The following is a 26,335-nucleotide window of genomic DNA, read 5'->3' as shown; positions in this document are numbered from 1 at the left end:
CCTCCGAGATCGTTCGAGAGATCCATCGCTCCCGTGGCGTCGATATACGCGAGCGCACGGGCCTCCATCGCCTGATCGGCGAGGATGGGCGTGTCACGGGGGCCGAGCTCGCCGACGGCTCCGTCATCCCCGTCGACATCGTGATCGTCGGCATCGGGGTGGCGGCGAACGATGCGCTCGCACACGATGCCGGGCTCGAAACGGCCAATGGCATCATCGTCGACAGCCACGGCCGTACCTCCGATCCCGCGATCTTTGCCATGGGCGACTGTGCGGTCCTGCCGTGGCAAGGCATGCGGATCCGCCTGGAATCGGTTCAGAACGCCGTCGACCAGGCGGAGGCGGTTGCTGCCATCTTGGCCGGCAGCTCCGAGCCCTACGATCCGAGGCCCTGGTTCTGGTCGGACCAGTACGACGTGAAGCTCCAGATCGCCGGCTTCGGTCTCGGCCACGACGAAACACTTGTCCGTCCGGGCCAGCGTGAAGGTAGCGTATCGGTCTGGTATTTCCGTCAGGGCAAGTTCATCGCCGTCGATGCCATCAACGACGCCAAGGCCTATGTGACGGGAAAGAAGCTGCTCGAATCCGGGACAACGCCTGATCGAGCGAAACTCGCGGATCCTGACACTGACCTCAAGTCACTGCTCGCCTAATGCATGTTGCATGAAGCAATGACCTAAAGCGCGTCGCATCAGTCCGATTGAACGACGCGCTTTAGCCGGCGACATCGCTCGGAATTTGGAAACCGTTAACGAAGAACGCATCGTTCCGTTTCGCAACGGCGCTCTTCGGCCGATCTTCACGCTTCCTTAAACGGGAAAACGTCAACAGATGGCGAACCGGAGCAGCTGACCCTGCATCCGTGCAATGCTTATTTGGGCGCTCTGTGATGTTCAAGATCCTGACATGCCTCGTGGTCGAACACGATTGGCGACTGGTTTTATTGGCGGCGTTGATTTGCTTTCTGTCCAGTTTAGGCGCTGTCACTTTGCTTCAGCGAGCGCGCACGGCGGATGGCTGGCCGCGAGCGACTTGGATCGCAGCCGCAGGTATCGCCAGTGGTTTCGGGATCTGGGCGACCCACTTCATCGCCATGATTGCCTATGATCCGGGTGTTGTGGTCGGCTATCGGGTGAACCTCACGACTCTGTCGCTGGCGGCGGCAATCGTCCTGACGACATCGGCCCTCGGCATCGCGACCTATCTGGCGGGACGGGCTGGCCGGCTGCTCGGCGGCGTGGTACTTGGCGCCGGCGTCGCCTCGATGCATTTTCTCGGCATGGCGGCGCTCGACGTCTCCGGGGCCATCCGCTGGGACGCGGCGCTCGTCGTCCTTGCGATCCTTGCCGGATCGCTGTTCGATGTCGCAGCGCTTTTTGCGGTCTCCCGTAGCGAGCAACCGCAGCGGGCCAAGCTGCTTGCGACAGTTGCAATGACGCTCGGCATCGTGGTGCTGCATTTTACGGCGATGGGCGCGGTGACGATTGAAACCGGCCCGGTGGCCGAGGCGGGCGCTGGCATGATGCGGCCGCATCTTCTGGCCTTCGTCATTGCGGGAACGGCATTCTTCCTGCTGTCGATCGTTCTGATTGCCGCCGGTTTCGCCCGCCAGGCGGAAATTCTTGCCGCCGCCTCGGAGAAGGAGTTTTCCCGCTTTGTCCGAAGCGTCAAGGACTACGCGATCTGCATGCTCGACATTGATGGCCGCGTGACCAGTTGGAACGCCGGCGCTGAGGCGAACAAGGGGTACACGGCTGAGGAGATCATCGGCACGAATTTTGCCTGCTTCTACGCACCGGACGAACGGGAGGCGAAGCTGCCGCAGCAGGCGCTGCGCCTCGCACTATTCGACGGAAAATACGAGGCGGAAGGCTGGCGCTATCGCAAGGATGGCACGCGCTTCTGGGCGCATGTGGTGATCGAACCGATCGTTGATGAAGCCGGACGCCACGCCGGCTTCATCAAGATTGCCAAGGACATCTCCAAGGAAAAGGCGAACGCCGATCGGATCGCCGAGGTCAGCAAGAATCTCGACATCGCGTTGGAGAACATGACTCAGGGCATATGCCTGTTCGACAAGGCCGACCGCCTGCTGATTTCGAACGGGCGCTGCCTCGAGATCTTCAATCTCTCCGCATCGATGGCCGGCAAGGGACTGACATTCCGGGAAATTCTCGATCGGGCGTTTGCTCGCGCCTATCCCGACCCCGCGGTCGCCAAGGCCAAGGCTGACGCGGCCTATCAGAAACACCGCATCGACATTGTCGGCACGGGTGGAGCCGATCTTGTCGAGAAGCTGCCGAACGGGCGTTCGATCCTGACGAAACACCGCATGTTGCCGGACGGAGGCTGGGTTTCCACCTATGAGGACATCACCGAGCGACTGGACTCCGAAGAGCAGATTTCGTTCCTCGCCCGACATGACAGCCTGACGGGGCTACCCAATCGGCTGCAGTTCAACAGCTATCTGGAGGAGGAGCTCGATGCCGCTGCCTGGTTCTCGCGCAAAGTGGCCGTCATCGGCCTGGACCTGAACAAGTTCAAGGAAGTCAACGATTTGCACGGACACGCTGCGGGCGACTTCGTGCTGGTTACGATCGCGCAGCGGATGAAAGCGCTTCTTCAGGAGGGTGAGTTCGTTGCTCGTTTCGGCGGCGACGAATTTGCGGCGGTGAAGCGTTTCGAGGAACTTGCTGAACTCCATGACTTCCTGCGGCGCATTGAAAATTGCCTGCATGAGGAAATGCGCTTCGGCGATTTCGAGCTGAAATCCGGCGGCAGCATGGGCGTCGCGATCTATCCCCAGGACGCCGAAACCGCCGACACGCTGATCAACAATGCCGATCTAGCCATGTATCGCGCCAAGGCGGCACTGAACCAGGCGGTCTGCTTCTACGAGGTCTCGATGGACGAGGCGGCGCGCAAGCGCCGGGCCCTCGCCAACGATCTCTGGGATGCCGTGGAGAAGAGGCAACTGGCACTTCACTATCAGGTGCAGAAATCGGTGATGACCGGCGATGTCACCGGCTATGAAGTGCTGCTGCGCTGGCTCCACCCCGAACGCGGCATGGTCCCGCCGAACGAATTCATCCCGCTGGCCGAAGAATGCGGGGCGATCCTGCCGATCGGCGAATGGGTCCTGCGCGAGGCCTGCCGCGAGGCGGCCGGATGGGACAGCCAACATAAGATTGCCGTCAATATCTCGCCGGTGCAGTTGGCCAATGGCGACATCGTCAGCCTCGTCGAGCAGGTGCTCGTGGAAACCGGGCTCAGCCCGAAGCGGCTCGAACTGGAAATCACCGAGTCCACCATCATCGACGACAAGGAGCGCGCGCTGCTGACGCTTCGCCAGATCAAGGAACTCGGCGTCACCATCGCCATCGATGATTTCGGCACCGGTTACTCGTCGCTCGAGACATTGCGGTCGTTCCCCTTCGACAAGATCAAGCTCGACAAGAGCTTCATGTGGGAGGTCGAAGGCAGCCCCCAGGCCAAGGCGATTGTCCGGGCCATCCTCGCCCTCGGACAAAGCCTTTCCGTTCCAGTCCTCGCGGAAGGCGTCGAAACGCAAAAACAGCTCGACATCCTTCAAGCGGAGGGTTGTGACGAGGCACAGGGCTACCTGCTCGGGCGGCCAGCACCGATCGCCGCAGTCGCGGGCACCCGTGTACAAGCCGCCGTCGCTTGACGCGGTCGAAGCGCGTCAGCCGATGAACAGTGAAGCCCACCCGCGGCGACTGGGCTCTCCGCCGTCATTGCCTCAGCATCGCCTGCGCACCCTCGATCAGAAAGCGCGGGAAGAAGAAGACACCCAGCATCGAGCCTGAATAGCGCTCTTCGAGGCCAGACGACTCGCCGATGCAGAAGAGTGGCTGCCTTTGCCCCGTTTCGAGGATGATCGTCGTGGAAAAGCAGAAGGTCGAGGAGGTGGTGGCCGCCTGCTCGAAAAGCTCGAGCACGTGATTGCGATCGGCCGGATCGTAACAGCGGACGAAATTGAGCAATCCGCACTCGTTCTCACGCAAGCCGTGAATCGCTGCGGCCCTGTCGCCGAGGACGAAAAGGCCTGTGGTGAGATCGCCGGACCAGCCCTCGGAAACGCAGAACTGTGCAGGTATTTCCTGATGCGGCAGGCCGTGAACGCCGGAGGATAGGGAGTTTGTTCTTGCAATCTTAAACACGGCTTGCTCCAGAATAGGTACGGCGAACCGTCCATGCCTGAAACCGCACAGACGCCTTCGCAAAAATGACAGCCCGCCGAGCGAAGTCATTTCGCAAGAAGGTCGGCTTATGTTGCGATCAAATATCTATAAGCATTTGGTGATGATGTTCTCTGCGAGATCCGGACACACAAGCGGACACATCAAACATCGAGCAAATGCGCTCAATTTGTGCCTGCTTTCCGATCTCGCGTGAATCTCGCGTTCACTTGCGGCGCTGTTATAGTTCGTTTTTTCCCAACTTCAACGGATTTTTGCACCGTTTTGGGCGGCGCTTACCTTTGCGTGCGCCCTTGTTCCGGGGTCGGTCGCATGGTTTGACAAAAAGCAAAAAGGGCGGCTCGAAAGCCACCCTCTCAGTTCCGGTATCGGAATGGATCGGCGATGCCTTCAACATCGCCATGACAAGGCTTGCGCCTTATCACATCATGTCCATGCCGCCCATGCCGCCCATGCCGCCAGGCATTGCCGGAGCGTCCTTCTTCGGCAGTTCGGCGATCATGGCTTCGGTGGTGACGAGGAGGCCAGCAACCGAGGCTGCGTCCTGCAGAGCGGTGCGAACGACCTTTACCGGGTCGATGATGCCCATGGCGATCATGTCACCATATTCGCCGGTCTGCGCGTTGTAGCCGAAGTCGTCGGTGTTCTTCTCGAGGATCTTGCCGACAACGATCGAGGCTTCGTCACCGGCGTTTTCAGCGATCTGGCGGGCCGGAGCCTGCAGAGCGCGGCGAACGATGTTGATGCCGGCGTCCTGATCGTCGTTTTCACCCTTGGCGGTGATCTTGACGGAAGAGCGCAGCAGGGCAACGCCGCCGCCCGGTACGATGCCTTCCTGAACGGCAGCGCGCGTCGCGTTGAGGGCGTCGTCGATGCGGTCCTTCTTTTCCTTCACTTCGACTTCCGTCGCACCGCCGACGCGGATGACGGCGACGCCGCCAGCGAGCTTGGCCAGGCGCTCCTGCAGCTTCTCACGGTCGTAGTCGGAGGTGGTTTCTTCGATCTGGGCCTTGATCTGGGCAACGCGGCCTTCGATGTCGGCCTTCTGGCCGGCGCCGTCGACGATCGTCGTGTTTTCCTTGGAGATCGAAACCTTCTTCGCACGGCCGAGCATGTCGAGCGTGACGTTTTCGAGCTTGATGCCGAGGTCTTCGGAGATCACGGTGCCGCCCGTCAGGATGGCGATGTCTTCGAGCATGGCCTTGCGGCGGTCGCCGAAGCCAGGAGCCTTGACGGCAGCAATCTTCAGGCCGCCACGCAGCTTGTTGACGACGAGCGTTGCGAGCGCTTCGCCTTCGACGTCTTCAGCGATGATGAGGAGCGGCTTGCCGGTCTGGACGACAGCTTCGAGAACCGGGAGCATGGCCTGGAGATTCGAAAGCTTCTTCTCGTGCAGGAGAATGAAAGCGTCTTCGAGGTCGGCGACCATCTTTTCCGGGTTGGTGACGAAGTAGGGCGACAGGTAGCCGCGGTCGAACTGCATGCCTTCGACGACTTCGAGTTCGGTTTCGGCGGTCTTGGCTTCTTCAACCGTGATGACGCCTTCGTTGCCGACCTTCTGCATCGCTTCGGCGATATCGAGACCGATCTGCTTTTCACCGTTTGCGGAGATCGTGCCGACCTGGGCAACTTCTTCCGAGGTGTTGATCTTCTTGGCCTTGGCGAGGAGGTCCTTGACGACTTCGGTGACGGCAAGGTCGATGCCGCGCTTCAGGTCCATCGGGTTCATGCCGGCAGCAACTGCCTTGGCGCCTTCGCGAACGATCGCCTGGGCGAGAACGGTCGCAGTGGTCGTGCCGTCGCCAGCGATGTCGTTGGTCTTCGAAGCGACTTCGCGGACCATCTGGGCGCCCATGTTCTCGAACTTGTCTTCGAGCTCGATTTCCTTGGCGACCGAAACGCCGTCCTTGGTGATGCGCGGAGCGCCGAAGGACTTGTCGATAACGACGTTACGACCCTTCGGGCCGAGCGTTACCTTGACTGCATCGGCGAGGATGTCGACGCCGCGCAGCATCTTTTCGCGCGCGGTACGGCCGAACTTGACTTCTTTAGCTGCCATTTTTGAAAGCTCCTGGTTTCGAAGTTCCGGGACGGGCCCGGTTTCAAATTACGGAAGTTGGAGGGTGCCGGCCGATCAGCCGATGATGCCCATGATGTCGGCTTCCTTCATGATCAGAAGGTCTTCGCCGTTGATCTTGACTTCGGTGCCGGACCACTTGCCGAACAGGACGCGGTCGCCAGCCTTGACATCGAGCGGAACAACCTTGCCGCTTTCGTCACGGGCGCCCGAACCGACCGCCACGATTTCGCCTTCTTGCGGCTTTTCCTTTGCGGTGTCCGGAATGATGATGCCGCCCTTGGTCTTTTCCTCAGACTCGACGCGGCGGACGACAACGCGGTCGTGCAGCGGACGGAAGTTGGTGCTTGCCATTGTCTAATCCCTCGATCAAATGACATTGCGGATCGTTCATCGATCCGGTGGATGGTGTTAGCACTCATGGCTCACGAGTGCCAGCGTCGCCGAAATAGGACCGTGCGCTGAACGAGTCAAGGATCGGCCGAGAGATTTTTTGCTACTTCGCGATCGTTGACAGCCGGCGGGCTTTTTTGTTTAACAATCACATGGGGTGAGCGAATGCCCCACGAGGCGCCATGCCGGAATTTCGCGTCCAATAGCAACCATCTAAAGGACGTAAACAATGGCCTCGTTCAATTCCATTTCCTCGGAAAAATTAGTCAGAATCCTCGGAACCGCGAAGGCCCCGGTGATCATCGATGTGCGTGACGACGACGACTTCGCCGCCGATCCAGATCTCGTGCCCGGCTCCTTCCATCGCGCCCATGCCGGGGTTCAGCAATGGGCTGAGCTCTATCGCGGACAAAACGTCGTCGCGCTCTGTCGGCACGGCGGCAAACTCAGCGAGGGTGTTGCGGCCTGGCTGAGACACGCAGGCGCCATGGCCGAGATACTGGAAGGCGGCATCGATGCCTGGCGCGAGGCGGAGTTGCCCCGCGTTCCGGTCGCGATCCTGCCGAACGCCGATCCGTCTGGCGGCTCCCTATGGGTCACGCGATCCCGGCCGAAGATCGATCGCATCGCCTGTCCGTGGCTGATCCGCCGTTTCGTCGACCCACGTGCCACCTTTCTCTACGTCACGGCGGCCGAAGTCGAGGCGGTGGGCGAGCGTTTCGGCGCGACGCCCTTCGATATCGAAGGGGTATTCTGGAGCCATCGCGGCGAGGACTGTACCTTCGATACCATGGTCAAGGAGTTCCGCCTTTCCTTTCCAGCCCTTGAACATGTCGCGCGGATCGTGCGGGGAGCCGATACCGACAGACACGATCTCGAACCGGAAGCGGCAGGCCTTCTGGCTGTCTCGCTGGGACTTTCCCGGATGTATTCCGACGACCTCGAGCAGCTTGAAGCGGGCATGACGCTTTACGATGCGCTTTACCGCTGGGCGCGCGACGCCACCCAGGAGAAGCATGATTGGGTCTCGCACGGCGGCAAGGGGAAGCGGACGTGAACGAAAAAATGTCGGCGGGCCGCGTGCCCGCCCACCCTTCCTTTGCCGAGGCGGCGAAGGTCTGGGCCAAGATCGGACTGTTGAGCTTCGGCGGGCCGGCAGGACAGATCGCTCTGATGCATCGCGAACTGGTTGAGGAGCGCCGCTGGATATCGGAAAGCCGTTTCCTGCACGCCCTGAACTACTGCATGCTGCTGCCGGGTCCCGAGGCACAGCAACTCGCGACCTATGTCGGCTGGCTGCTGCATGGCACACGCGGCGGCGTGGTCGCAGGCACGCTTTTCGTGATCCCGGGCTTTTTCGTTATTCTTGCGCTCTCTTCTGCCTATGCACTATTCCAGCAAACGGATTGGCTGGTCAGCCTCTTTTATGGCCTGAAGGCGGCCGTGCTCGCGATCGTGATTGAAGCCCTGGTTCGGCTCGGCCGGAGGGCACTCAAAACGGGCTTTGACCGGTCGTTGGCGGTACTGGCCTTTTTGGCCCTCTTTGCCTTTAGCCTGCCATTTCCATTGGTCGTTATCACCGCCGGACTGATTGGCTATCTCGTCAGCCGCCACGCTCCGTCCTTGCGCGCCGATCGCGCGAAGGGCGCAAAAACGCCCGATCTGCCGTCCGTCATCGGCGCGGACTTTGCCGAGGCCAAGCCCTCCTGGCGCAGGGCGGTGACGGTCATTGTCGTCTGGGGCAGCCTCTGGGTCGCGCCCTTCGTCGTGATCTCGGTTTTGTTGGATGGGGCGAATGTTTATACCGACATCGGCTTGTTCTTCTCGCAGATGGCGGTCGTCACCTTCGGCGGCGCCTATGCAGTCTTGTCCTACGTCGCGCAACAGGCGGTCGAGACCTATCATTGGCTGAAGCCGGGTGAGATGCTCGATGGACTGGCGCTTGCCGAGACGACGCCAGGTCCGCTCGTGCTCGTACTGAGCTTCGTCGGTTTCATGGGCGCCTATCGGGCACCGATCGGTGTGGATGCGCTAACGTCCGGCCTGCTCGGTGCGGCGCTCGCGACATGGGTGACGTTCGTTCCCTGCTTCCTCTGGATCTTCCTCGGTGCGCCCTATATCGAGCGACTGCGCGCCAATGCAGCGCTCTCCGGTGCCTTGTCGGCGATTTCCGCGGCGGTTGCCGGCGTCATCCTGAACCTCGCCGTCTGGTTCGGCCTTCACGTTCTCTTTGGTGAAGTCTGGCGACTCGACCGTGGGCCTCTCGCGATCCCCTATCCGACCTGGACGACCCTTGATCCTTTCGCGCTCGGTCTGACGATCGCCGCTGCCGCCTTGCTGTTGTGGTGGAAGCGCGGCATTTTCCAGACCTTGGCTATCTGCGCCGCTGCCGGCTGGCTCCTCAGGTCTTTCTAACTTCGCGGCCATATTGTGCGGCTGAATTCTTGGGAAGCGCCGCGTTTTTCTGAACGCGAGACTTGTATTCTTTGCCCTTCCTTGCGATGTGAGCCGAGAAGCCGAGTTTGCGGGAAGCCGATATGGCCGTAAGGATCAACAGTTTTCGGGAAATCACCAGCCGATACGACGTGGTGCTCTGCGATGTCTGGGGCGTTCTCCACAATGGCGTCCAGGCTTTCGCTTCGGCCTGCGAGGCGCTGGCAGAGGCGCGGGCAAAAGGCCTGACTGTGGTCCTCATTACCAATTCGCCGCGGCCGCATCCCGGCGTCAAGGTGCAGATCCGCGGCCTCGGCGTTGCGGACGAAGCCTACGACCGCATCGTGACATCGGGCGACGTCACGCGGGCGTTGATCTCGGCAGCCGCGAAACGCATCTTCTTCATCGGAGCCGAGCGCGACCTGCCTCTGCTCGAAGGTCTCGGCACCGAGATCGTTGCGGCGGAGGATGCCGAGACGATCGTCTGCGCCGGCTTCTATGACGATGAAACCGAAACGCCCGAACATTACCGCGCGACATTGACGGGACTCGCCAAGCGAAAGATCCCGTTCATCTGCGCCAATCCCGACCTCGTCGTGGAGCGCGGGCATCGCCTGATCCCCTGCGCCGGTGCCATCGCCAAGCTCTATGAGGACCTGGGCGGCGAGGCGCGCATTGCCGGCAAGCCCTATATCGCGATCTACCGCGCCGCCTTGGCTGAAGCAAAGGCCGTGCGCGGTACATTCGACCTGTCTCGCGTCATCGCGATCGGCGACGGCATGCCGACCGATGTCAAGGGCGCGCAGGACGCGGGCTTCGATCTGCTTTATATCAGCGCAGGAATTCATGCGCAGGAATACATGCATGAAAGCCGCACCGACGAGGCGAAACTTGCCGCCTTCCTGAAAAGGGAAGGGGCCGCGCCGAAGTGGTGGATGCCGCGGCTTGGCTGACGGGAAGACGGACATGACGGTTTTTCATCGCAACGAAACCCGTGATCCGCTTCCGGAGCGCCTGCACGGCGGCGTCATCGCGATCGGCAATTTCGACGGTGTTCATCGTGGCCATCAGTCGGTATTGAGCCGCGCGCTGGAGGAAGCCGCCAAACGCGGCGTTCCGGCGCTCGTCCTGACTTTCGAACCGCACCCACGCACCGTCTTCAGGCCGGACACGCCGGTCTTCCGCCTGACGCCCGCCCCGCTCAAGGCCCGCATCCTCGAAGGTATGGGCTTCGGCGCCGTCATCGAATATCCGTTCGACCGGACCTTTTCCCAGCTTTCTGCGTCCGATTTCATCCACCGCATCCTGCGCGAATGGCTGCACGCGTCCCATGTGGTCACCGGCTTCGACTTCCACTTCGGCAAGGGGCGCGAAGGCGGGCCGGCATTCCTGATGGCGGCTGGCGAACGGGAGGGTTTTGGCGTCACGCTCGTCGATGCCTTCCGCGATGAAAACGCCTCGGTGATATCGTCGAGCTTCATCCGTTCCTTACTCGCCGAAGGGGACGTCGCGCACGCAGCGGGGCTCCTCGGTTACCGTTACACCGTTGAGTCAGAAGTAATTGGCGGCAAGAAGCTCGGGCGCGCACTCGGCTTTCCAACGGCCAACATGCGGTTGCCGCCGGAAGCAGAGCTCAGGAACGGTATCTACGCCGTGCGGTTCCGTCGTGCGGACGGATCTCTCTACGACGGCGTCGCAAGCTTCGGCCGCCGACCGACTGTCGACAGCGATGGCGAAACTCTGCTCGAGACCTTCGTCTTCGACTACTCCGGTGATCTTTATGGCGAAGTCTGCAGCGTTTCCTTCTTCGGTTACCTCCGCGACGAACTCAAGTTCGATGGATTGGAGCCGCTGATGGCGCAGATCAAGCGCGACGAGGAAGAGGCGCGCCTGCTCCTTTCCGGCGTCCAGCCCTTGAGCGAGATCGACCGAAGACTCAATTTCGCCTGAGCGCTGCTGGAGGACGCTTGTCCATTCCTCAGCCAAAGAATTCGGCGGTGCGACGTTGGCGGACCTTTTCAAAAGGCCGAAAACGCCTTAAAGAACCGGCCACCATGACCCGGCACCGTCGATTGATCATCGATCAGCGAATTATTGGCCCGGCCCTCCGCGCGCGCTAGACCGCCGGCGGGTCCGGGATTTCGGCGTTTTTCACGCCCCCCAGTCATCTTCGAGATACCGAACCCTTCCGCATGCGCGAATGATCCGCGCGGAAAAGACGAACGCAAAGACCATGACAGAGACCGCTGAAAAGATCGACTATTCTTCCACCCTTTATCTGCCGCAGACGGAGTTTCCGATGCGCGCCGGTCTGCCGCAGAAGGAACCGGAGACGGTTGCCCGCTGGCAGAAGATGGGCCTCTACAAGAAGCTCCGCGCTTCCGCCGCCGGCCGCGAGAAGTTCGTGCTGCATGACGGCCCGCCCTACGCCAACGGCAACATCCATATCGGCCATGCGCTCAACAAGATCCTCAAGGACGTGATCAACCGCTCGTTCCAGATGCGCGGTTTCGACGCCAACTACGTCCCCGGTTGGGACTGCCATGGCCTGCCGATCGAATGGAAGATCGAGGAAAAATACCGCGAGAAGGGCAAGAACAAGGACGAGGTTCCGGTCAACGAGTTCCGCAAGGAGTGCCGTGATTTCGCCAGCGGCTGGATCGAGGTCCAGACGGAGGAGTTCAAGCGCCTTGGCATCGAAGGCGATTTCGCGCATCCCTACACGACGATGAACTTCCACGCGGAAGCGCGCATCGCCGGCGAATTGATGAAGATCGCCAAGGCGGGCCAGCTCTATCGTGGTTCGAAGCCGGTCATGTGGTCGGTTGTCGAGCGCACCGCGCTCGCCGAGGCCGAGGTCGAGTATGCCGATGTCGAGAGCGACATGATCTGGGTGAAGTTCCCGATCACCGAAGGCCCGGATGCACTGGCGGGCGCCTTCGTCGTGATCTGGACCACGACGCCCTGGACCATCCCCGGCAACCGCGCGATCGCCTATTCGTCTCGTTATGCCTATGGCCTCTATGAGGTTGCGACGGCCGAAAACGACTACGGCCCGCAGCCGGGCGAGAAGTTGATCTTCGCCAAGCGTTTGGCCGAGGAGTCGGCAGCCAAGGCGAAGGTGACGTTCAACTTCGTCCGCGACGTCGAAGCAGGCGAGCTCGGGGCGATCACCTGCGCCCATCCGCTCCACGGCCTCGGTGGCGGCTATGCCTTCCACGTGCCGCTGCTCGACGGCGATCATGTGACGGACGACGCCGGCACCGGCTTCGTTCACACCGCGCCCGGCCACGGCCGCGAAGACTTTGACGCGTGGATGGATAGCGCCCGGGCACTCGAAGCGCGCGGTATCTCCTCTGCGATCCCGTTCACCGTCGACGATGCCGGCTATTTCACCGCCGATGCGCCCGGCTTCGGCCCGGATGCGGAAGGCGGAGCCGGTCGTGTCATCGACGACAAGGGCAAGAAGGGCGACGCCAATGATCGCGTGATCAAGGCGTTGATCGCCCGTCATACACTCTTTGCCCGTGGCCGCCTGAAGCACTCCTATCCCCATTCCTGGCGGTCGAAGAAACCGGTCATCTTCCGCAACACGCCACAGTGGTTCGTCTACATGGACAAGGACTTCGGCGACGGCACGACGCTGCGCTCGCGTGCCTTGAAGGCGATCGACGGCACCCGCTTCGTGCCCGGTGCCGGCCAGAACCGCCTGCGTGCGATGATCGAGCAGCGGCCGGACTGGGTGCTTTCGCGCCAGCGCGCCTGGGGCGTGCCGATCGCGATCTTCGCCGACGATCAGGGCGAGATCCTCGTCGATGACGCCGTCAACGCCCGCATCCTCGAAGCCTTCGAAAAGGAGGGCGCCGACGCCTGGTTTGCCGAAGGCGCCAAGGAGCGGTTCCTCGGCAACGATCATGACCATGCCAAGTGGCATCAGGTCATGGACATCCTCGACGTATGGTTCGACTCCGGTTCGACCCACACCTTCACGCTGGAGGATCGTCCCGACCTGAAATGGCCGGCCGACGTCTATCTCGAGGGCTCCGACCAGCATCGCGGCTGGTTCCACTCGTCGCTGCTCGAAAGCTGCGCGACGCGCGGCCGCGCGCCTTACAACGCCGTCGTCACCCATGGCTTCACCATGGATGAGAAGGGCGAGAAGATGTCGAAGTCGAAGGGCAACACCGTCACGCCGCAGGAGGTGATGAAGGATGCCGGCGCCGACATCCTGCGGCTCTGGGTGATGACGACCGACTATTGGGAGGATCAGCGTCTCGGCAAGACCATCATCCAGACCAACATCGACGCCTACCGCAAGCTCAGGAATACTGTCCGCTGGATGCTTGGCACGCTCGCCCATGACAAGGGCGAGGTGATCGCGCTTGCCGACATGCCGGAACTCGAGCAACTAATGCTGCACCGCCTGGCCGAACTGGATCGGCTGGTGCGCGAGGGCTACGACGCCTTCGACTTCAAGCGAATCGCCCGTGCGCTTATCGATTTCTCGAATGTCGAACTGTCGGCCTTCTACTTCGATATCCGCAAGGACGCGCTCTACTGCGACGCACCGTCCTCGATCCGCCGCCGCGCCGCGCTGCAAGTCATCCGCACGCTGTTCGATTGCCTGGTGACCTGGCTCGCTCCGATGCTGCCCTTCACCGCCGAGGAGGCCTGGCTCTCCCGCAACCCGGAAGCCGTCTCGGTGCATCTGGAGCAGTTCCCGACCGTGCCGGCGGAGTGGCGCAACGATGCGCTCGCCGAGAAGTGGCGCAAGATCCGCGAAGTCCGCAAGGTCGTGACCGGTGCACTCGAAATCGAGCGCAAGGACAAGCGCATCGGCTCGTCGCTGGAAGCGGCGCCTGTGGTCCATGTCGCGGATGCGGACTTGCGCCAGGCGCTCGAAGGCCAGGATTTTGCCGAGATCTGCATCACGTCGGCGATCGAGGTCGTCGGCTCCGAAGGGCCGGCCGATGCCTTCGCGTTGCCGGACGTCGCCAAGGTCAGTGTCGTGCCGAGGCTCGCCGAGGGCCAGAAATGCGCTCGCTCCTGGCGAATCACCACGGATGTCGGGTCGGATCCGCTTTATCCGGACGTTTCCGCCCGCGACGCGGCCGCGCTGAGGGAGCTTGGATTCAAGCCTTGACGCATCGTTTTGCTGGGTGAATTGCGCTTGTCGCGTTCATCCGGTACAACCCTGCCCGAAATTTGGCGGATTTTTCGGCCAAGGGGGCGCTGAGTGGCCGCGGCATGTGGGGTGCGGCTGGCTGGAAGGAAATTCATGGAAATGACGCGAGAGTTGCGAGTTGTCGCCAGCATTGCCGCCATCGTGGCGGGCGGCTTGGTGCTTTCGGGCTGCATCGGCGGTCCAACCTACGGTACGGACAAGTCGGCAGGCGAACAACTGCTCGATGACCTCGGCAGCGCCGTAAGCCTCGCCCCGCCGAAGCGCGATCCGGTCAAATATCAGCCCCGGCCGGCGCTGGTGCTGCCGCCGCAGGGACAGCAGACGGCTTTGATCGAGCCGCAGCAGTCACTGGCGAACCGCGAGACAAACCCGCAGTGGGTCGAGTCGCCGGAGGAGGTCCGTGAGCGCCTGCGTGACGAGGCGGACGCCAACAAGAACGATCCCAACTATGTCTCGCCGCTGGCGAAGGCAACCGCCAATGGTCGCCGTCTCTCGGCCAAGGAGCAGCAGGAGGCCTATCGGGAGGCCCGCAGGATCGAGCAGGGCGCGTACTCCGACAAGCGTCGTTTCTTGAGCGATCCGCCGATCGAATATCGCCGCCTTCCGGAGGGCGCCGAAACCGATCTCGGCGAGCCGGAAAAGGTGAAGGAGCGTCGCCGCAAGAAGGACGCGCAGGTGGCAAACAGCGGCACCAAATGGTGGTGGCCGTTCTAAGCCATGACGACCAGCATTCGCAACGCCCTGCCGGAAGACGCAGAGACGATTCTGCGCTTCATCACCGAGCTCGCGATCTACGAAAAGGCGGGGCATGAGGTCGAAGCGACCGTCGAGCGTTTGCAGGCTTCGCTCTTCGGTCCCGATGCCATCACCCATGCGGTTATCTGCGAGGTCGACGGCGTGCCTGCCGGCTTCGCCATCTGGTTCTACAGCTTTTCCACCTGGCAAGCGCGTAAGGGCCTTTATCTCGAAGACCTCTATGTCACGCCCGAATACCGCGGTTCGGGCGCCGGCAAGCAGCTTCTGAAACATCTCGCGCGCGTTGCCATTGCCGAAGGATGCGGCCGCTTCGAATGGAGCGTTCTCGATTGGAACGAGCCGGCCATTCGTGTCTACGAGGCAGTGGGCGCGGAGCCCATGTCGGAATGGAAGCGCTACCGGCTTGCGGGCGCTGCGCTGAAGGCCCTTGCCGACGACTGACCGCTGCGCCGATCAGCGTCTGCCGGCAAAGAAATCGCGAAGGATATCGGCGGCTTCCCGTTCGGCAAGCCCAGAATAGACATCCGGGACATGGTGGCAAGTGGGCGACGCATAGAACCGGACGCCGTTGTCCACCGCCCCACCCTTCGGGTCTTCCGCGCCATAATAGAGGCGGCGTATTCGGGCGAAGGAGATCGCCGCCGCGCACATGGTGCAGGGCTCCAGCGTGACGTAGAGGTCAGCACCCGTCAGCCGTTCGCCGCCGACACTGGCCGCAGCCTGACGGATTGCCTCGATCTCGGCATGGGCGGTGACGTCGTTCAGTTCGCGCGTGCGGTTACCGGCGGTGGCGACGATCTTGCCGTCGAGCACGACGACGGCGCCGATCGGCACTTCGCCGCGTGCTGCCGCTTGCCGGGCCTCTTCGAGGGCCGCATCCATGAAGCGTGTCGTATCCGTCATCGCTCGATCAATAATTTCTCTTAACCCACGGCGCTTGACCTGATAGGACAGCCGCAAAAGGCAGGCAACACAAATGACATCCAAAGACAAGTCCACGCGGCCCGGCGGCAAAACCAACGGCCGGGAAAAAAAACCTCGTTCCGGCGAAAAGAAGACGGGCGCCGCCCCGTCCGCCAAGGCCCGGCCGGCTGCAGCTGCGCCCGGCGTGGATGAGCCGCAGCGCATCTCGAAGATCCTCTCGCGCGCCGGCGTTGCCTCCCGCCGCGACGTCGAGCGGATGATCATGGAGGGCCGCGTCAGGCTTAACGGCGTCGTGCTCGACACGCCTGTCGTCAACGCAACGCTTGCCGACAGCATCGAGGTCGACGGTCATCCGATCCGCGGCATCGAGCGCACGCGTCTCTGGCTTTATCACAAGCCCGCCGGGCTGGTGACGACCAATGCCGATCCGGAAGGCCGGCCGACGGTTTTCGAGAACCTGCCGGAAGGGCTGCCGCGCGTGCTTTCGATCGGCCGGCTCGACATCAACACCGAGGGCCTGCTGCTCTTGACCAATGATGGCGGCCTTGCTCGCGTGCTCGAACTGCCGTCCACCGGCTGGCTGCGTCGATATCGCGTGCGTGCGCATGGCGAGATCGATCAGGAAGCGCTCGATCGGCTGAAGGACGGCATCGCCGTCGACGGGGTGCTCTATGGCGCCATCGAGGCGACGCTCGATCGGGTTCAGGGATCGAACGTCTGGATCACCATGGGCCTACGCGAAGGCAAGAACCGCGAGATCAAGAACGTGCTCGGCGCGCTTGGTCTCGATGTCAATCGACTGATCCGCATTTCCTACGGCCCCTTCCAGCTCGGCGACCTGCCGGAAGGTCATGTTCAGGAAATTCGTGGTCGCACGCTGAGGGACCAACTCGGCCCGCGCCTGATCGAGGACGCGAAGGCGAATTTCGACGCGCCTCTCTACAACGACCAGCCGGCGGCCGAGAGGGACCATCACGACGAGGTTGCGGAGGATGCCGGCAAGCCCGAGCGCCCCGGGCGGCGAGAAAAGCCTGAGGACAAGCGTGAGCGCGCGCTTGCTCGCCTCGACACGCGCCGCGACGAAGGCCGCTCCCGCGATCGCGGCGAGCGTCCCGCCGCCAGGCCTGCCGACCGCCCCGCTCGGGTTCCGGCGAAGCGCAGCCGCACCGCCAATGTCTGGATGGCGCCGGGTGCACGCCCGATAGCCGAAAAGAAGCCGAAGTCGGCGGATGAGCCATCGGCGACGCCCGTCCGACGCGAACGTCCGGAAGGTGCACCGAAGACAAAACGCTATGGCCGCACCAAGGACGGCTTGGCGACGAAGACATCGGGAAAGTTCGATCCCGACCGCAAAGGCGCTGCAGCCAAGGGCGCTGCCCGCCCGGAGCGCGCTCCGCGGCCGTCCGTCAGGCGCGGGGATGAAGATGGAGACTGGATCAGCGCCAGCGAACCGGTGCGCCGCAAGGACGACACGCGCGACGTTGGTTTCGACCGGCGTCGGCCTTTTGACGCAGCAGAGCGGAAATCGCGCGATCATGGCGATCGGCCGCCGCGGCGCGAAAGCAGTGAACGCACGCGCGCTGAGCGCCCGGCACGCGCCGGCGGCGAAAATCGCGCATTCTCCGGGAAGCCGCGGACAAGCCGCAGCGAAGGCGATCGGCCTCAAGGTCGCGAGGGCGGCAACCGCCCGTCCGGCGACCGGCCTCGCGGAAAGCCCGCCGGCAAGCCCAGTGTAGGGAAATCGCCCGGCCAGCGCTCCGGCGGCCCCCGTGGCGGCAAGCCAGGCGGTGGCAAGCCGGGCGGTGGTAAGCCAGGCGGCCGCCCCGGCGGCGGCAAGCCGCGGGGCAAGGGGAAGTAATCGGCCGTGCGGATCGTCGGGGGAGAGTTTCGCGGCCGCGCCCTGGCCACGCCCAAGTCCAACGATATCCGTCCGACCACCGATCGGACGCGTGAAAGCCTGTTCAATATCCTGAGCCACGCCTATCCGGAAGCGCTCGACGGCACCCGCGTGCTCGATCTCTTTGCCGGCACCGGTGCTGTCGGGCTCGAAGCCTTGTCGCGCGGCTGCAGGCACGCGCTCTTCGTCGAGCAGGGCGTGGAGGGCAGGGGGCTGCTTCGGACCAATATCGAGACGCTCGGACTTCAGGGGCGCGCCAAGATTTTCCGTCGCGACGCGACCGATCTCGGGCCGGTCGGGACGATGGAGCCGTTTCATCTGGTTTTTGCAGATCCGCCCTATGGCAAAGGGCTCGGCGAGCGTGCACTTGCGGCGGCCTCGGCAGGCAAGTGGCTCGTCCCCGGCGCTCTTGCAATTCTGGAGGAACGGGCCGACGTTGAGCCGCGGCCGCCGATCGAATTCGAGCCGCTCGATGTGCGCGTCTTTGGCGACACGCGGATGCATTTCTACCGGTTCCGCGGCGATTGACTGCTGCATGAATCCTTAAATCGGGATCGATTCAAGGACAAAATCATGCAGCAATTCAAAGTGCTACAGAGACCTTGGCGCGTCCGATTGGACGCTCTGCGCTGTAGACCCGCGTGCGGCGACGATCGTGTGCGCGCAAGATGAACGGAGACGAGCGTGATGAGGAAGGATATCCTGTCTGAAATCGCGAAACCTTCCGCGAGGCGAAGCCCCTCGATTGCGCTCGCGCTCGGAGGCGGGGGCGCGCGAGGACTGGCGCATATCCACATCATCGAGGCCCTCGACGAGATGGGCATTCGGCCTGTCGCGATCGCTGGCTCGTCGATTGGCGCGATGATGGGCGCCGGCATGGCGGCCGGGATGCGCGGGGAGGAGATCCGGCACCATGTGCTGTCGACCGTCGGCCATCGCGGCGAAGTGCTTAACCGGCTGTGGCAGCTGCGGCCGGTCAGCCTTGCCGAGGCGGTGGCGAGCGGCTTCCATTTCGGCCAGTTCAACATCGAGCGGGTTCTGAAGGCCTTTCTGCCCGAGGCGATCCCGAGCCGCTTTTCCGATCTGGTGATCCCGCTGAAGGTCATGGCGACGGACTACTACGGCCAGACGGAACGCGTTTGTGAAAGCGGTGACCTGCACAAGGCGCTTGCCGCCTCCGCTGCCTTGCCGGCCTTGTTCAAGCCGGTGAAAATCGATGGCCGCGTCATGATTGACGGCGGCATCTACAATCCGATCCCGTTCGACCACCTGCGCGGCCTGGCCGACATCGTCGTCGCCATTGATGTGGTCGGCGGTCCGGACGGCGACGGGCGAACCATACCCAGCCGTCTCGACAGCCTGTTCGGCGCGAGCCAACTGATGATGCAATCCATCATCGCGATGAAGATGAAAAACGGCGCGCCCGACATACTGCTGCGCCCCGATGTCGGGCGCTTCCGTGTGCTCGATTTCTTGCGCGCCCACGAGGTGCTGGCCGCAACGGCGGGTACCAAGGAGCAATTCAAGCGTGCGCTTTCCGAGCGGATCGAGAGCTGGAAGGACTGAGGCGGTCCGCTTTCTGAAATTGCGTAATTCCGGACGGAAAACCGTCTACACACTTTTGCTGGAATTGCTTGTAAGCGGGCCCTCCGTCAGTCGGTCTGCGCCAGCGTCTCGTCCGTCTGCTGCCGATCCTCCGCCGGAAGGGTCGGCAGGATCCGCTCCTCAGTATCGGCGGAGTGGTTCACTTCACGCTTCGGCTTGACCAACGGCTCCGGCCGGACCGGCCGCGAGTGCAGCATGTCGCGGCCCGCGGTGATGCCCTCGGCTTCCTGCAGAACAAGCCGCGCTTCGTCGCGACGGCGGATATCGTCCATGATGGCGATCGCATCTTCGTTGCCGACGCCCAGCGCTTCCAACGTCTTGCGACCAAAGAGAAGTCCGGATTCGAAGGTTTCGCGCAGTTCGTAGTCAACGCCCAGTGCGCGCAGTTCCAGCGTGTGCAGCCGGTCGTAGGAGCGGGCGAAGATGCGGGCGTTGGGGTATTCGGCCTGGACGAGACTGATGATCCTATCCGTCGTTTCCTTCTTCTGCGTGCAGACTGCGACGAGCTTCGCGCGCTCTATGCCGGCCGCCCGCAGCACGTCCAGTCGGGTGCCATCGCCGAAATAGATACGAAAGCCGAAGGTTGCGGCCTGACGCACGCGCGCGGCGGAATGATCGATGATGGTCACGTCGCGGCCGCCGGCGAGCAGGATCTGCGCGGCGATCTGACCGAAGCGGGAGAAGCCGATCATCAGCACGTCGGCGCCGGCACCTTCGAAATCCTCCTCGATCTCGTCGGCCATTTCCTCCTGCTCGTGCATCAACCGCTTCGAGAGCATGGCTGCGACAGGTGTCAGCGCCATCGAGAGCGTCACGATGGCGACGAGCAGCGACGAGGTTCCTTGTGAAAAGACACTCGCCGCGGCCGCCGCGGTGAAGAGCACGAAGCCGAATTCGCCGCCCTGCGGCAGAAGAAGGCCGATACGCAACGCGTCGTTATGGCGCGAGCCGGTGATGCGGCAGAGCCAGTAGAGCACGAGGCTCTTCACCAGCATCAGCAGCGGCACTGCGACGATGATCAGCAGATAGTTTTCGACGATGACGTCTAGTTCCAGCGATAGGCCGACGGCCATGAAGAACAAGGCCTGAAGAATGCCGCGAAAGGGCTCGATATCGGCTTCGAGTTCATGGCGATAGGACGATTCCGCCAAAAGCACACCGGCGAGAAAGGCACCCATCGCCATGGAAAGACCGGCAAGCTGCATCAACGTCGCCGCGCCCATGACGACGAGAAGGGCTGCCGCGATCATGACATCGCGCGCTCCGGTGCGGGCGATCACCTGGAAGAGCGGATTGAGCAGATAGCGACCCGCGAAGAAGAGAACGGCGACGGCGCTGACCGCAATCGCGAAGTCCTGAAACGGCGTCGTCGCGTCTTCCGGTGCCTGCGCTGCCATCAACGGGATCAGGGCGAGCAGTGGAACGATCGCAAGATCCTGCAGCAGCAGGATGGAGAAGGCGCGTTGGCCGTAACGCGTATTGGTATCGTTGCTCTCGTCGAGGATCTGCATTGCAAAGGCCGTCGAAGAGAGGGCAAGCCCGAAGCCGGCAATGACGCTTCCCCTCCATTCGAGAAGGCCGGCGAATGCGATCAGGAAGGACAGAGCGAGACCGGTCAGGACAACCTGTGCAGCACCCAGCCCAAAGATATCGCGCCGCATTTGCCACAGGCGCGATGGCTTCAGTTCAAGGCCGATGACAAAGAGCAGAAACACGACTCCGAGTTCCGAAACGTGCAGGATCTCCTCGCCCTCGGTTATTCGTTGCGCGACCGGTCCGATGAGGATGCCGGCTGCCAGATAGCCGAGAATCGTGCCGAGCCCCAGGCGCTTGAAAATCGGTGCCGCAAGCACGGCGCCGCCGAGCAGCATTAGCGCCTGGGTATAGAGAAACGATGTCGTTTGCATGCTCGATTGCTCTCGCTGTCACGGCTGCGGCAGGCCCCGTACGCAGGGCCTTCTGCGGATATCATTTGGATGCTGGGACGGGAATCACGATGATGCCCTTGATGCATGGTTCAGTGCACAATAAATGGGGCAGGAATGAAAGGCCAAATCATGTCTGAGATGATCGATTCCGCTGCGTTGGAGAAGCAAGCCGCCGAGCTCGTCGAACTCGCCCGCCAGGCTGGGGCGGACGCCGCGGACGCGGTGGTGGTGCGCGGCCGCTCCCGTTCCGTTTCCGTCCGGCTCGGCAAGGTCGAAGCGACGGAAGCCTCCGAAAGCGATGACTTTTCGCTGCGGGTCTTCGTCGGGCGCCGGGTTGCAAGCGTCTCGGCCAATCCCGGGTTCGATCTGAAGGTGCTCGCAGAGCGCGCGGTCGCGATGGCCAAGGCCTCGCCGGAGGACCCATATGCGTCGCTGGCGGACTCCGATCGGCTTGCGACATCCTACCCGGATCTCGATCTGTTCGATGGCAGCACCGTATCGACCGAAGCGTTGACCGAAGCTGCGCTTGCCGCCGAGGAGGCGGCCCTTGCCGTGTCCGGCGTCACCAACTCAAGCGGTGCCGGTGCCTCGGCCGGCATGGGCGGGCTCGTTCTGGTCACCTCGCACGGCTTCTCGGGTTCCTACATGGCAACCCGCTTCGGCCGCTCCGTCAGCGCCATCGCCGGCGAGGGCACGAAGATGGAGCGCGATTACGATTTCGACAGTCGCCTCTACTTCGATGATTTGCGAACGGCCGACGACATTGGCCGCGTCGCCGGCGAACGGGCGGTTGCGCGCCTCAACCCGCGCCAGGTCCCGACCGCAAAGAACGTCACCGTCGTTTTCGACCCGCGCATTGCGCGTGGGTTCGTCGGTCATCTGGCCGGCGCGATCAACGGCGCATCGGTGGCACGCAAGACGAGCTTCCTGCGCGACATGATGGGCAAGCAGGTCATGAAGGCCGGCATCGAAGTGACCGATGATCCGCTGATCATCCGCGGCGCCTCGTCGCGTCCCTTCGATGGCGAGGGGGTGAGCGGCGCGAAATTGTCGATCGTCGAGGACGGTGTGCTGCAGCACTGGTTCCTGTCGACCTCGGCGGCCAAGGAACTGGGCCTTGAAACCAATGGACGCGGCGTCCGCGGCGGCCCCACGGTCAATCCCGCCTCGACCAATCTCGCCCTCGAACCCGGAACGATCTCGCGCGACGATCTGATAAAGGGCGTCGGAACGGGTTTCTATGTCACCGAACTGATCGGTCAGGGCGTGAACATGGTGACGGGGGAATATAGCCGCGGCGCTTCCGGTTTCTGGATCGAGAACGGCGAAATTACCTTCGCCGTGTCCGAGGTAACGATCGCTTCCAATCTCAAGCAGATGTTCATGGCCTTGACGCCTGCCGATGATATCGACAGGAAATTCGGCATTGCCGCGCCGACCCTTGCCATCGAAGGCATGACGCTCGCCGGAACCTGATCGCGAGCGGCTTGTTCCGCCAACATTGAGGCGCGCGGCCCCGTCCCGCGCGTATGGAGTTGAATGTCAGAAACAGCCCGACCGCTCGCGCCCGCCTGGAGCGAGGACCTTGAGCTGATCCTCACTGCGGCGATCGCCGCGGGCGACACGGCGCTCGGATATTTTCGCAAGACCTTTGACGTGCACTGGAAGAACGAGGGGCGCTCGCCGGTGAGCGAGGCGGACCTCGCCGCCAACGACATCCTCAAGGCAAGGTTGCTCGGTGCGCGGCCCGATTATGGCTGGCTTTCCGAGGAGACCGATGATGACGAGAGCCGCCTCTCCCGGGAGAGGGTCTTCGTGGTCGACCCCATTGATGGGACCCGCGCCTTCATCGGCGGCCGCGACCTTTGGTGTGTGAGCGTCGCCGTCGTCCAGCGCGGCCAGCCCGTTGCGGCCGTGCTCTATGCGCCGGCGCTCGGCGAGGTTTTTCAGGCAACCCGCGACGGCGAGGCGCGAAAGAACGGTGCCGCGATCGCTGTGCGCGTGCCCGAGCGTCAGCAGACGCTGAAGGTGGCGATGGCCGAGGACCTGGTCGGCAGGTTGGCTTCGCCCTATCGCGAAGAAATGGTGCGGATCCCGCATGTGCCGTCGCTTGCATACCGGCTGGCGATGATCGCGGATGGACGGATCGACGGAACGATCGTCAAAAAGAACTCGCACGACTGGGACCTCGCCGCTGCCGATCTCATCCTTGCACGGGCGGGCGGTGCGCTCTGCGGGCTCGACGGCCTGCCCTTGTCCTATAATCGCCCCATTGTCACGCACGGCATTCTTGGCGCAGCCTCGAGGCCGGTGCTTCCAGCCTTGCTGGCCGCCTCCCGCCCGTTGGAGCCCCATTGACCTTTGCAGGCGAATGCCGCAAATCAACACGCTTCAAGACAAAATGGAATTACGATGGCTCAAGACTCCGCGAAAAAGCAACGTTTGCACCTCGTCTTCGGCGGCGAGCTGACAACGCTTACCAACGTCCAGTTCCGCGATCTGGAAAAGCTCGATATCGTCGGCATCTTTCCCGACTACAACAGCGCTCATGCCGCCTGGAAGGCCAAGGCGCAGATGACGGTCGACAACGCCCATATGCGTTATTTCATCGTTCATATGCATCGTCTGCTCGATCCGGAAAATGATTGATGTCGGTGTCTTTGGAACGCTCCCGGCGTACCTGCGCCCAGGCTGTGCATGACATCTGTGTCCGGTTGCACACGGGCGAGGGCGCGAGTTCATGAGTAGCCTTCGTGCACGGCTTGCGCTTTCCAGCTATCGCTGGATCGGGACGGGGATCTATCCCTTGGTCTGGTCCTACCTCGCCATACGCGCAGCGAAAGGCAAGGAGGACCCGACGCGCCGACGCGAGCGCTACGGCTATGCGAGCGCGCCGCGCCCGCAAGGACCGCTTGTCTGGTTTCATGCCGCCAGCGTCGGGGAGACGGCAGCCGTCACACCGCTGATCAAGGAAATCCGCCGCCGCGGCATCGCCGTGGTGCTGACCACCGGTACGACGACGTCGGCCCGCGTAGCCGCTGAGCGACTGGGTTCTGCCGTCGTGCACCAATATGTGCCGCTTGATTTCAAGCCTGCAGTGAGCCGCTTTCTCGACTATTGGGAGCCGGATCTGGCGATCATTGCGGAATCGGAAATCTGGCCGATGACCATCGTCGAACTCGGCAGCCGGCACATTCCGCAGGTCCTGGTGAACGGCCGTCTTTCGGACCGGACCTTCGCGCGCTGGAAAAAACGGCCCTCGCTCGCCGAGGCGCTCTTCGAGAACCTGGCGCTCGTCATTGCGCAATCCGACGTGGATGCGGACCGCTTTCGCACGCTCGGCGCGCTTCCGGTCATGGTCTCCGGCAATCTCAAGGTCGACACCGACGCTCCGCCGCATGATCCGAAGGCGCTCAAGGAGTATCGGCAGCAGATCGGTGCGCGCAAGACCTGGGCGGCGATCTCCACCTTCGAGGGCGAGGAGAATGCCGCGGCGACGGTTCACCGCGCATTGAGGGACAGGACCGGTCTCCTGACGATCGTCGTCCCGCGCCATCCCGAGCGATGCGACGCGATCGAGGCAGCACTGGTCGCCAAGGGACTGAAGGTTGCACGCCGGACGCGCAACGATCCGCTAACGCCGGACGTCGATATTTTCCTCGGCGACACGATCGGCGAAATGGGCCTCTATCTACGCCTGACCGAGGTTGCCTTCGTCGGCCGCTCGCTCTTTGCCGAAGGCGGGCAGAATCCGCTGGAGCCGGCGATGCTCGGCTGTGCGGTTCTTTCGGGTGGCAATGTCCAGAATTTCCGCGAAACCTATCAGATGCTTGCCAAGAACGGCAGCGCCAAGATCGTTCGCGATGTCGAGATGCTGGCCAAGGGCGTCAACTATCTGCTCGGCAACGACGACATGCGTCGCTCGATGATCGACGCCGGTCTCGAAAGCGTGCAACAGATGCGTGGCGCGCTGACGGCGACGATCAAGGGTCTCGAGCCCTATATCAACCCGCTGGTCGTGAAGGCACGGCTGGAGCCGCGCGTCGAAGGCTGAAGCGTCAATTTGCGGATCGCATCATGGTTGCATCGAAAACCATCGTCGGCATCTTGTTCGACAAGGACGGGACGCTTCTCGACTACGTGAAGAGCTGGGTGCCGGTGAACTACGAATTGGCGCGCATCGCGGCAAAGGGCGATGAGGAACTCGCAAGGGTGCTGCTTCAGGCGGGCGGAATGGATCCGGACAGCGGGTACGTTGCGCCCGACAGTCTGCTCGCCGCCGGTAATACGGTGGAAATCGCCACAGGCATGGTTGGCGCCGGCGCGCCCTTCACCGTCGAGGAGTTGACGACGCTCTTCGACAGCCTTTTTGCGCAGTCCGCGGACTATGCCGTTCCGGTGACCGATCTCGGCGCCTTCTTTGCCGGCCTTCACGCGAAAGGCTATCGCCTCGGTGTCGCCTCGAGCGACAACGAACGGTCGATCCGGGAAACCGCCAGGCGCTTCGGTTTCGATGGTTACCTGCACTATATTGCCGGCTATGACAGCGGCCATGGGGTCAAGCCGGAGCCGGGCATGGTGTTGGGTTTCTGCGCTGCGACCGGGCTTAAGCCGCATCAGGTGGCGGTGGTCGGCGACAACAATCACGACATGCACATGGGGCGCAGCGCCGGCGTTGGCCTGACGGTCGCAGTGCTGACCGGCACAGGGTCGCGCCAATCTCTTGCCGCGGCCTCGGACCATTGCCTGGCCGACATCACGGAACTGGAGGCGGTGCTGTAGGTCTACAGCGCCGCGCGCCTTGTTAAATGCGCAAAGGACGCTGTAGCACTTTGAATTGCTGCATGTTTTTATCCTTAAATCGGCTACGATTTAAGGAAACCTGCAGCAGGCACCGACCGGCTTGCCTTTTTTCCC

General features: G+C 62.6%; 22 protein-coding genes. 17 read left to right on the top strand and 5 right to left on the bottom strand.

All coding sequences use genetic code 11. The features are described 5' to 3' along the window. Together QN222_RS15140 and QN222_RS15135 are read left to right on the top strand one after the other, a co-directional pair. Window positions 1–653 (top strand): oxidoreductase C-terminal domain-containing protein (locus QN222_RS15140; RefSeq protein WP_284005492.1); only part of this gene is annotated, 653 nt, incomplete at its 5' end. Between the two features lie 236 nt (window positions 654–889). Further along, window positions 890–3,688, top strand: coding sequence for an EAL domain-containing protein (locus tag QN222_RS15135; protein WP_283965925.1), 2,799 nt, complete (start codon window positions 890–892; stop codon window positions 3,686–3,688). A gap of 64 nt (window positions 3,689–3,752) precedes the next feature. On the opposite strand, the gene QN222_RS15130 is transcribed toward QN222_RS15135, so the two are convergent. The 3 genes from QN222_RS15130 to groES form a co-directional block, all read right to left on the bottom strand. After that, window positions 3,753–4,181 (bottom strand): hypothetical protein, encoded by a 429-nt coding sequence (locus QN222_RS15130; protein ID WP_283965926.1) that lies wholly within the window; start codon window positions 4,179–4,181, stop codon window positions 3,753–3,755. Window positions 4,182–4,641: 460 nt separating this feature from the next. Then, on the bottom strand, window positions 4,642–6,279 hold the full coding sequence (groL, locus tag QN222_RS15125) for a chaperonin GroEL (RefSeq protein ID WP_284005491.1): 1,638 nt from the start codon (window positions 6,277–6,279) through the stop codon (window positions 4,642–4,644). A 75-nt stretch (window positions 6,280–6,354) separates the two neighbouring features. Beyond that, window positions 6,355–6,651 (bottom strand): co-chaperone GroES, encoded by a 297-nt coding sequence (gene groES, locus QN222_RS15120; protein WP_012706990.1) that lies wholly within the window; start codon window positions 6,649–6,651, stop codon window positions 6,355–6,357. A gap of 268 nt (window positions 6,652–6,919) precedes the next feature. Between groES and QN222_RS15115 the strand changes: the two genes are divergently transcribed. The 7 genes from QN222_RS15115 to QN222_RS15085 all read left to right on the top strand — a co-directional run bounded on the left by QN222_RS15115 (window position 6,920) and on the right by QN222_RS15085 (window position 15,505). Further along, window positions 6,920–7,747 carry a sulfurtransferase/chromate resistance protein gene (locus QN222_RS15115; protein ID WP_283961816.1) on the top strand — a complete coding sequence of 276 codons (828 nt, stop codon included), beginning with the start codon at window positions 6,920–6,922 and terminating at the stop codon, window positions 7,745–7,747. Beyond that, window positions 7,744–9,105, top strand: a complete 1,362-nt coding sequence (chrA, locus tag QN222_RS15110; RefSeq protein ID WP_283961817.1) for a chromate efflux transporter — start codon at window positions 7,744–7,746, stop codon at window positions 9,103–9,105. The genes QN222_RS15115 and chrA overlap by 4 nt, the downstream gene beginning before the upstream one ends. Before the next feature lie 122 nt (window positions 9,106–9,227). Next, window positions 9,228–10,076, top strand: coding sequence for a TIGR01459 family HAD-type hydrolase (locus QN222_RS15105; protein ID WP_283961818.1), 849 nt, complete (start codon window positions 9,228–9,230; stop codon window positions 10,074–10,076). 13 nt (window positions 10,077–10,089) lie between these two features. After that, the gene (locus QN222_RS15100; protein WP_283961819.1) at window positions 10,090–11,073 is read left to right on the top strand and encodes a bifunctional riboflavin kinase/FAD synthetase; all 984 of its coding nucleotides are present in this window, start codon (window positions 10,090–10,092) and stop codon (window positions 11,071–11,073) included. 283 nt (window positions 11,074–11,356) lie between these two features. After that, on the top strand, window positions 11,357–14,266 hold the full coding sequence (ileS, locus tag QN222_RS15095) for an isoleucine--tRNA ligase (protein WP_283961820.1): 2,910 nt from the start codon (window positions 11,357–11,359) through the stop codon (window positions 14,264–14,266). A 135-nt stretch (window positions 14,267–14,401) separates the two neighbouring features. Continuing rightward, entirely contained in the window at window positions 14,402–15,022 is a 621-nt protein-coding gene (locus QN222_RS15090) for a hypothetical protein (RefSeq protein WP_283961821.1), read from the top strand. A gap of 3 nt (window positions 15,023–15,025) precedes the next feature. Beyond that, window positions 15,026–15,505, top strand: a complete 480-nt coding sequence (locus QN222_RS15085; RefSeq protein ID WP_283961822.1) for a GNAT family N-acetyltransferase — start codon at window positions 15,026–15,028, stop codon at window positions 15,503–15,505. Window positions 15,506–15,517: 12 nt separating this feature from the next. On the opposite strand, the gene QN222_RS15080 is transcribed toward QN222_RS15085, so the two are convergent. Then, a complete protein-coding gene (locus QN222_RS15080) occupies window positions 15,518–15,967 on the bottom strand; it encodes a nucleoside deaminase (RefSeq protein ID WP_283961823.1) in 450 nt (149 codons plus the stop codon). Window positions 15,968–16,040: 73 nt separating this feature from the next. Here QN222_RS15080 and QN222_RS15075 point away from each other — a divergent pair, with 73 nt between their 5' ends. The 3 genes from QN222_RS15075 to QN222_RS15065 all read left to right on the top strand — a co-directional run bounded on the left by QN222_RS15075 (window position 16,041) and on the right by QN222_RS15065 (window position 19,451). Beyond that, a complete protein-coding gene (locus tag QN222_RS15075; protein ID WP_283961824.1) occupies window positions 16,041–17,846 on the top strand; it encodes a pseudouridine synthase in 1,806 nt (601 codons plus the stop codon). A gap of 6 nt (window positions 17,847–17,852) precedes the next feature. Then, a complete protein-coding gene (rsmD, locus tag QN222_RS15070; protein WP_283961825.1) occupies window positions 17,853–18,413 on the top strand; it encodes a 16S rRNA (guanine(966)-N(2))-methyltransferase RsmD in 561 nt (186 codons plus the stop codon). 159 nt (window positions 18,414–18,572) lie between these two features. Next, window positions 18,573–19,451, top strand: a complete 879-nt coding sequence (locus QN222_RS15065; protein WP_283961877.1) for a patatin-like phospholipase family protein — start codon at window positions 18,573–18,575, stop codon at window positions 19,449–19,451. Window positions 19,452–19,537: 86 nt separating this feature from the next. Here QN222_RS15065 and QN222_RS15060 read toward each other — a convergent pair whose 3' ends face one another. Continuing rightward, window positions 19,538–21,397, bottom strand: coding sequence for a monovalent cation:proton antiporter-2 (CPA2) family protein (locus tag QN222_RS15060; protein WP_283961826.1), 1,860 nt, complete (start codon window positions 21,395–21,397; stop codon window positions 19,538–19,540). Between the two features lie 150 nt (window positions 21,398–21,547). On the opposite strand from QN222_RS15060, the gene QN222_RS15055 reads away from it, so the two are divergent. The 5 genes from QN222_RS15055 to QN222_RS15035 all read left to right on the top strand — a co-directional run bounded on the left by QN222_RS15055 (window position 21,548) and on the right by QN222_RS15035 (window position 26,200). After that, window positions 21,548–22,894, top strand: coding sequence for a TldD/PmbA family protein (locus QN222_RS15055; protein WP_283961827.1), 1,347 nt, complete (start codon window positions 21,548–21,550; stop codon window positions 22,892–22,894). A 63-nt stretch (window positions 22,895–22,957) separates the two neighbouring features. Beyond that, entirely contained in the window at window positions 22,958–23,776 is an 819-nt protein-coding gene (locus tag QN222_RS15050; protein ID WP_283961828.1) for a 3'(2'),5'-bisphosphate nucleotidase CysQ, read from the top strand. Between the two features lie 54 nt (window positions 23,777–23,830). Continuing rightward, window positions 23,831–24,067, top strand: a complete 237-nt coding sequence (locus QN222_RS15045) for a DUF4170 domain-containing protein (RefSeq protein ID WP_180940308.1) — start codon at window positions 23,831–23,833, stop codon at window positions 24,065–24,067. Window positions 24,068–24,158: 91 nt separating this feature from the next. After that, entirely contained in the window at window positions 24,159–25,472 is a 1,314-nt protein-coding gene (gene waaA, locus QN222_RS15040; protein ID WP_283961829.1) for a lipid IV(A) 3-deoxy-D-manno-octulosonic acid transferase, read from the top strand. Window positions 25,473–25,495: 23 nt separating this feature from the next. Beyond that, complete coding sequence (locus QN222_RS15035) at window positions 25,496–26,200, top strand: HAD family hydrolase (protein ID WP_283961830.1); 705 nt, start codon at window positions 25,496–25,498, stop codon at window positions 26,198–26,200. Window positions 26,201–26,335: the final 135 nt, after the last annotated feature.

It is taken from the genome of Sinorhizobium sp. 6-70, assembly GCF_030124375.1.
Lineage (GTDB): Bacteria > Pseudomonadota > Alphaproteobacteria > Rhizobiales > Rhizobiaceae > Sinorhizobium.
The sequence above is the reverse complement of the archived record's forward strand: the minus strand, read 5'-3'. Positions and strand labels throughout refer to the sequence as shown.

Bases quoted from the DNA above. Each gene is read 5' to 3' on its own strand.
- ileS (WP_283961820.1), top strand. From the start codon at position 11,357: ATGACAGAGACCGCTGAAAAGATCGACTATTCTTCCACCCTTTATCTG.
- QN222_RS15045 (WP_180940308.1), top strand. From the start codon at position 23,831: ATGGCTCAAGACTCCGCGAAAAAGCAACGTTTGCACCTCGTCTTCGGC.
- QN222_RS15080 (WP_283961823.1), bottom strand. From the start codon at position 15,967: ATGACGGATACGACACGCTTCATGGATGCGGCCCTCGAAGAGGCCCGG.
- QN222_RS15090 (WP_283961821.1), top strand. From the start codon at position 14,402: ATGGAAATGACGCGAGAGTTGCGAGTTGTCGCCAGCATTGCCGCCATC.
- QN222_RS15105 (WP_283961818.1), top strand. From the start codon at position 9,228: ATGGCCGTAAGGATCAACAGTTTTCGGGAAATCACCAGCCGATACGAC.
- groL (WP_284005491.1), bottom strand. From the start codon at position 6,279: ATGGCAGCTAAAGAAGTCAAGTTCGGCCGTACCGCGCGCGAAAAGATG.
- QN222_RS15135 (WP_283965925.1), top strand. From the start codon at position 890: ATGTTCAAGATCCTGACATGCCTCGTGGTCGAACACGATTGGCGACTG.
- QN222_RS15060 (WP_283961826.1), bottom strand. From the start codon at position 21,397: ATGCAAACGACATCGTTTCTCTATACCCAGGCGCTAATGCTGCTCGGC.
- QN222_RS15035 (WP_283961830.1), top strand. From the start codon at position 25,496: ATGGTTGCATCGAAAACCATCGTCGGCATCTTGTTCGACAAGGACGGG.
- waaA (WP_283961829.1), top strand. From the start codon at position 24,159: ATGAGTAGCCTTCGTGCACGGCTTGCGCTTTCCAGCTATCGCTGGATC.
- QN222_RS15055 (WP_283961827.1), top strand. From the start codon at position 21,548: ATGTCTGAGATGATCGATTCCGCTGCGTTGGAGAAGCAAGCCGCCGAG.
- QN222_RS15100 (WP_283961819.1), top strand. From the start codon at position 10,090: ATGACGGTTTTTCATCGCAACGAAACCCGTGATCCGCTTCCGGAGCGC.
- groES (WP_012706990.1), bottom strand. From the start codon at position 6,651: ATGGCAAGCACCAACTTCCGTCCGCTGCACGACCGCGTTGTCGTCCGC.
- QN222_RS15085 (WP_283961822.1), top strand. From the start codon at position 15,026: ATGACGACCAGCATTCGCAACGCCCTGCCGGAAGACGCAGAGACGATT.
- QN222_RS15050 (WP_283961828.1), top strand. From the start codon at position 22,958: ATGTCAGAAACAGCCCGACCGCTCGCGCCCGCCTGGAGCGAGGACCTT.
- QN222_RS15075 (WP_283961824.1), top strand. From the start codon at position 16,041: ATGACATCCAAAGACAAGTCCACGCGGCCCGGCGGCAAAACCAACGGC.
- QN222_RS15115 (WP_283961816.1), top strand. From the start codon at position 6,920: ATGGCCTCGTTCAATTCCATTTCCTCGGAAAAATTAGTCAGAATCCTC.
- QN222_RS15065 (WP_283961877.1), top strand. From the start codon at position 18,573: ATGAGGAAGGATATCCTGTCTGAAATCGCGAAACCTTCCGCGAGGCGA.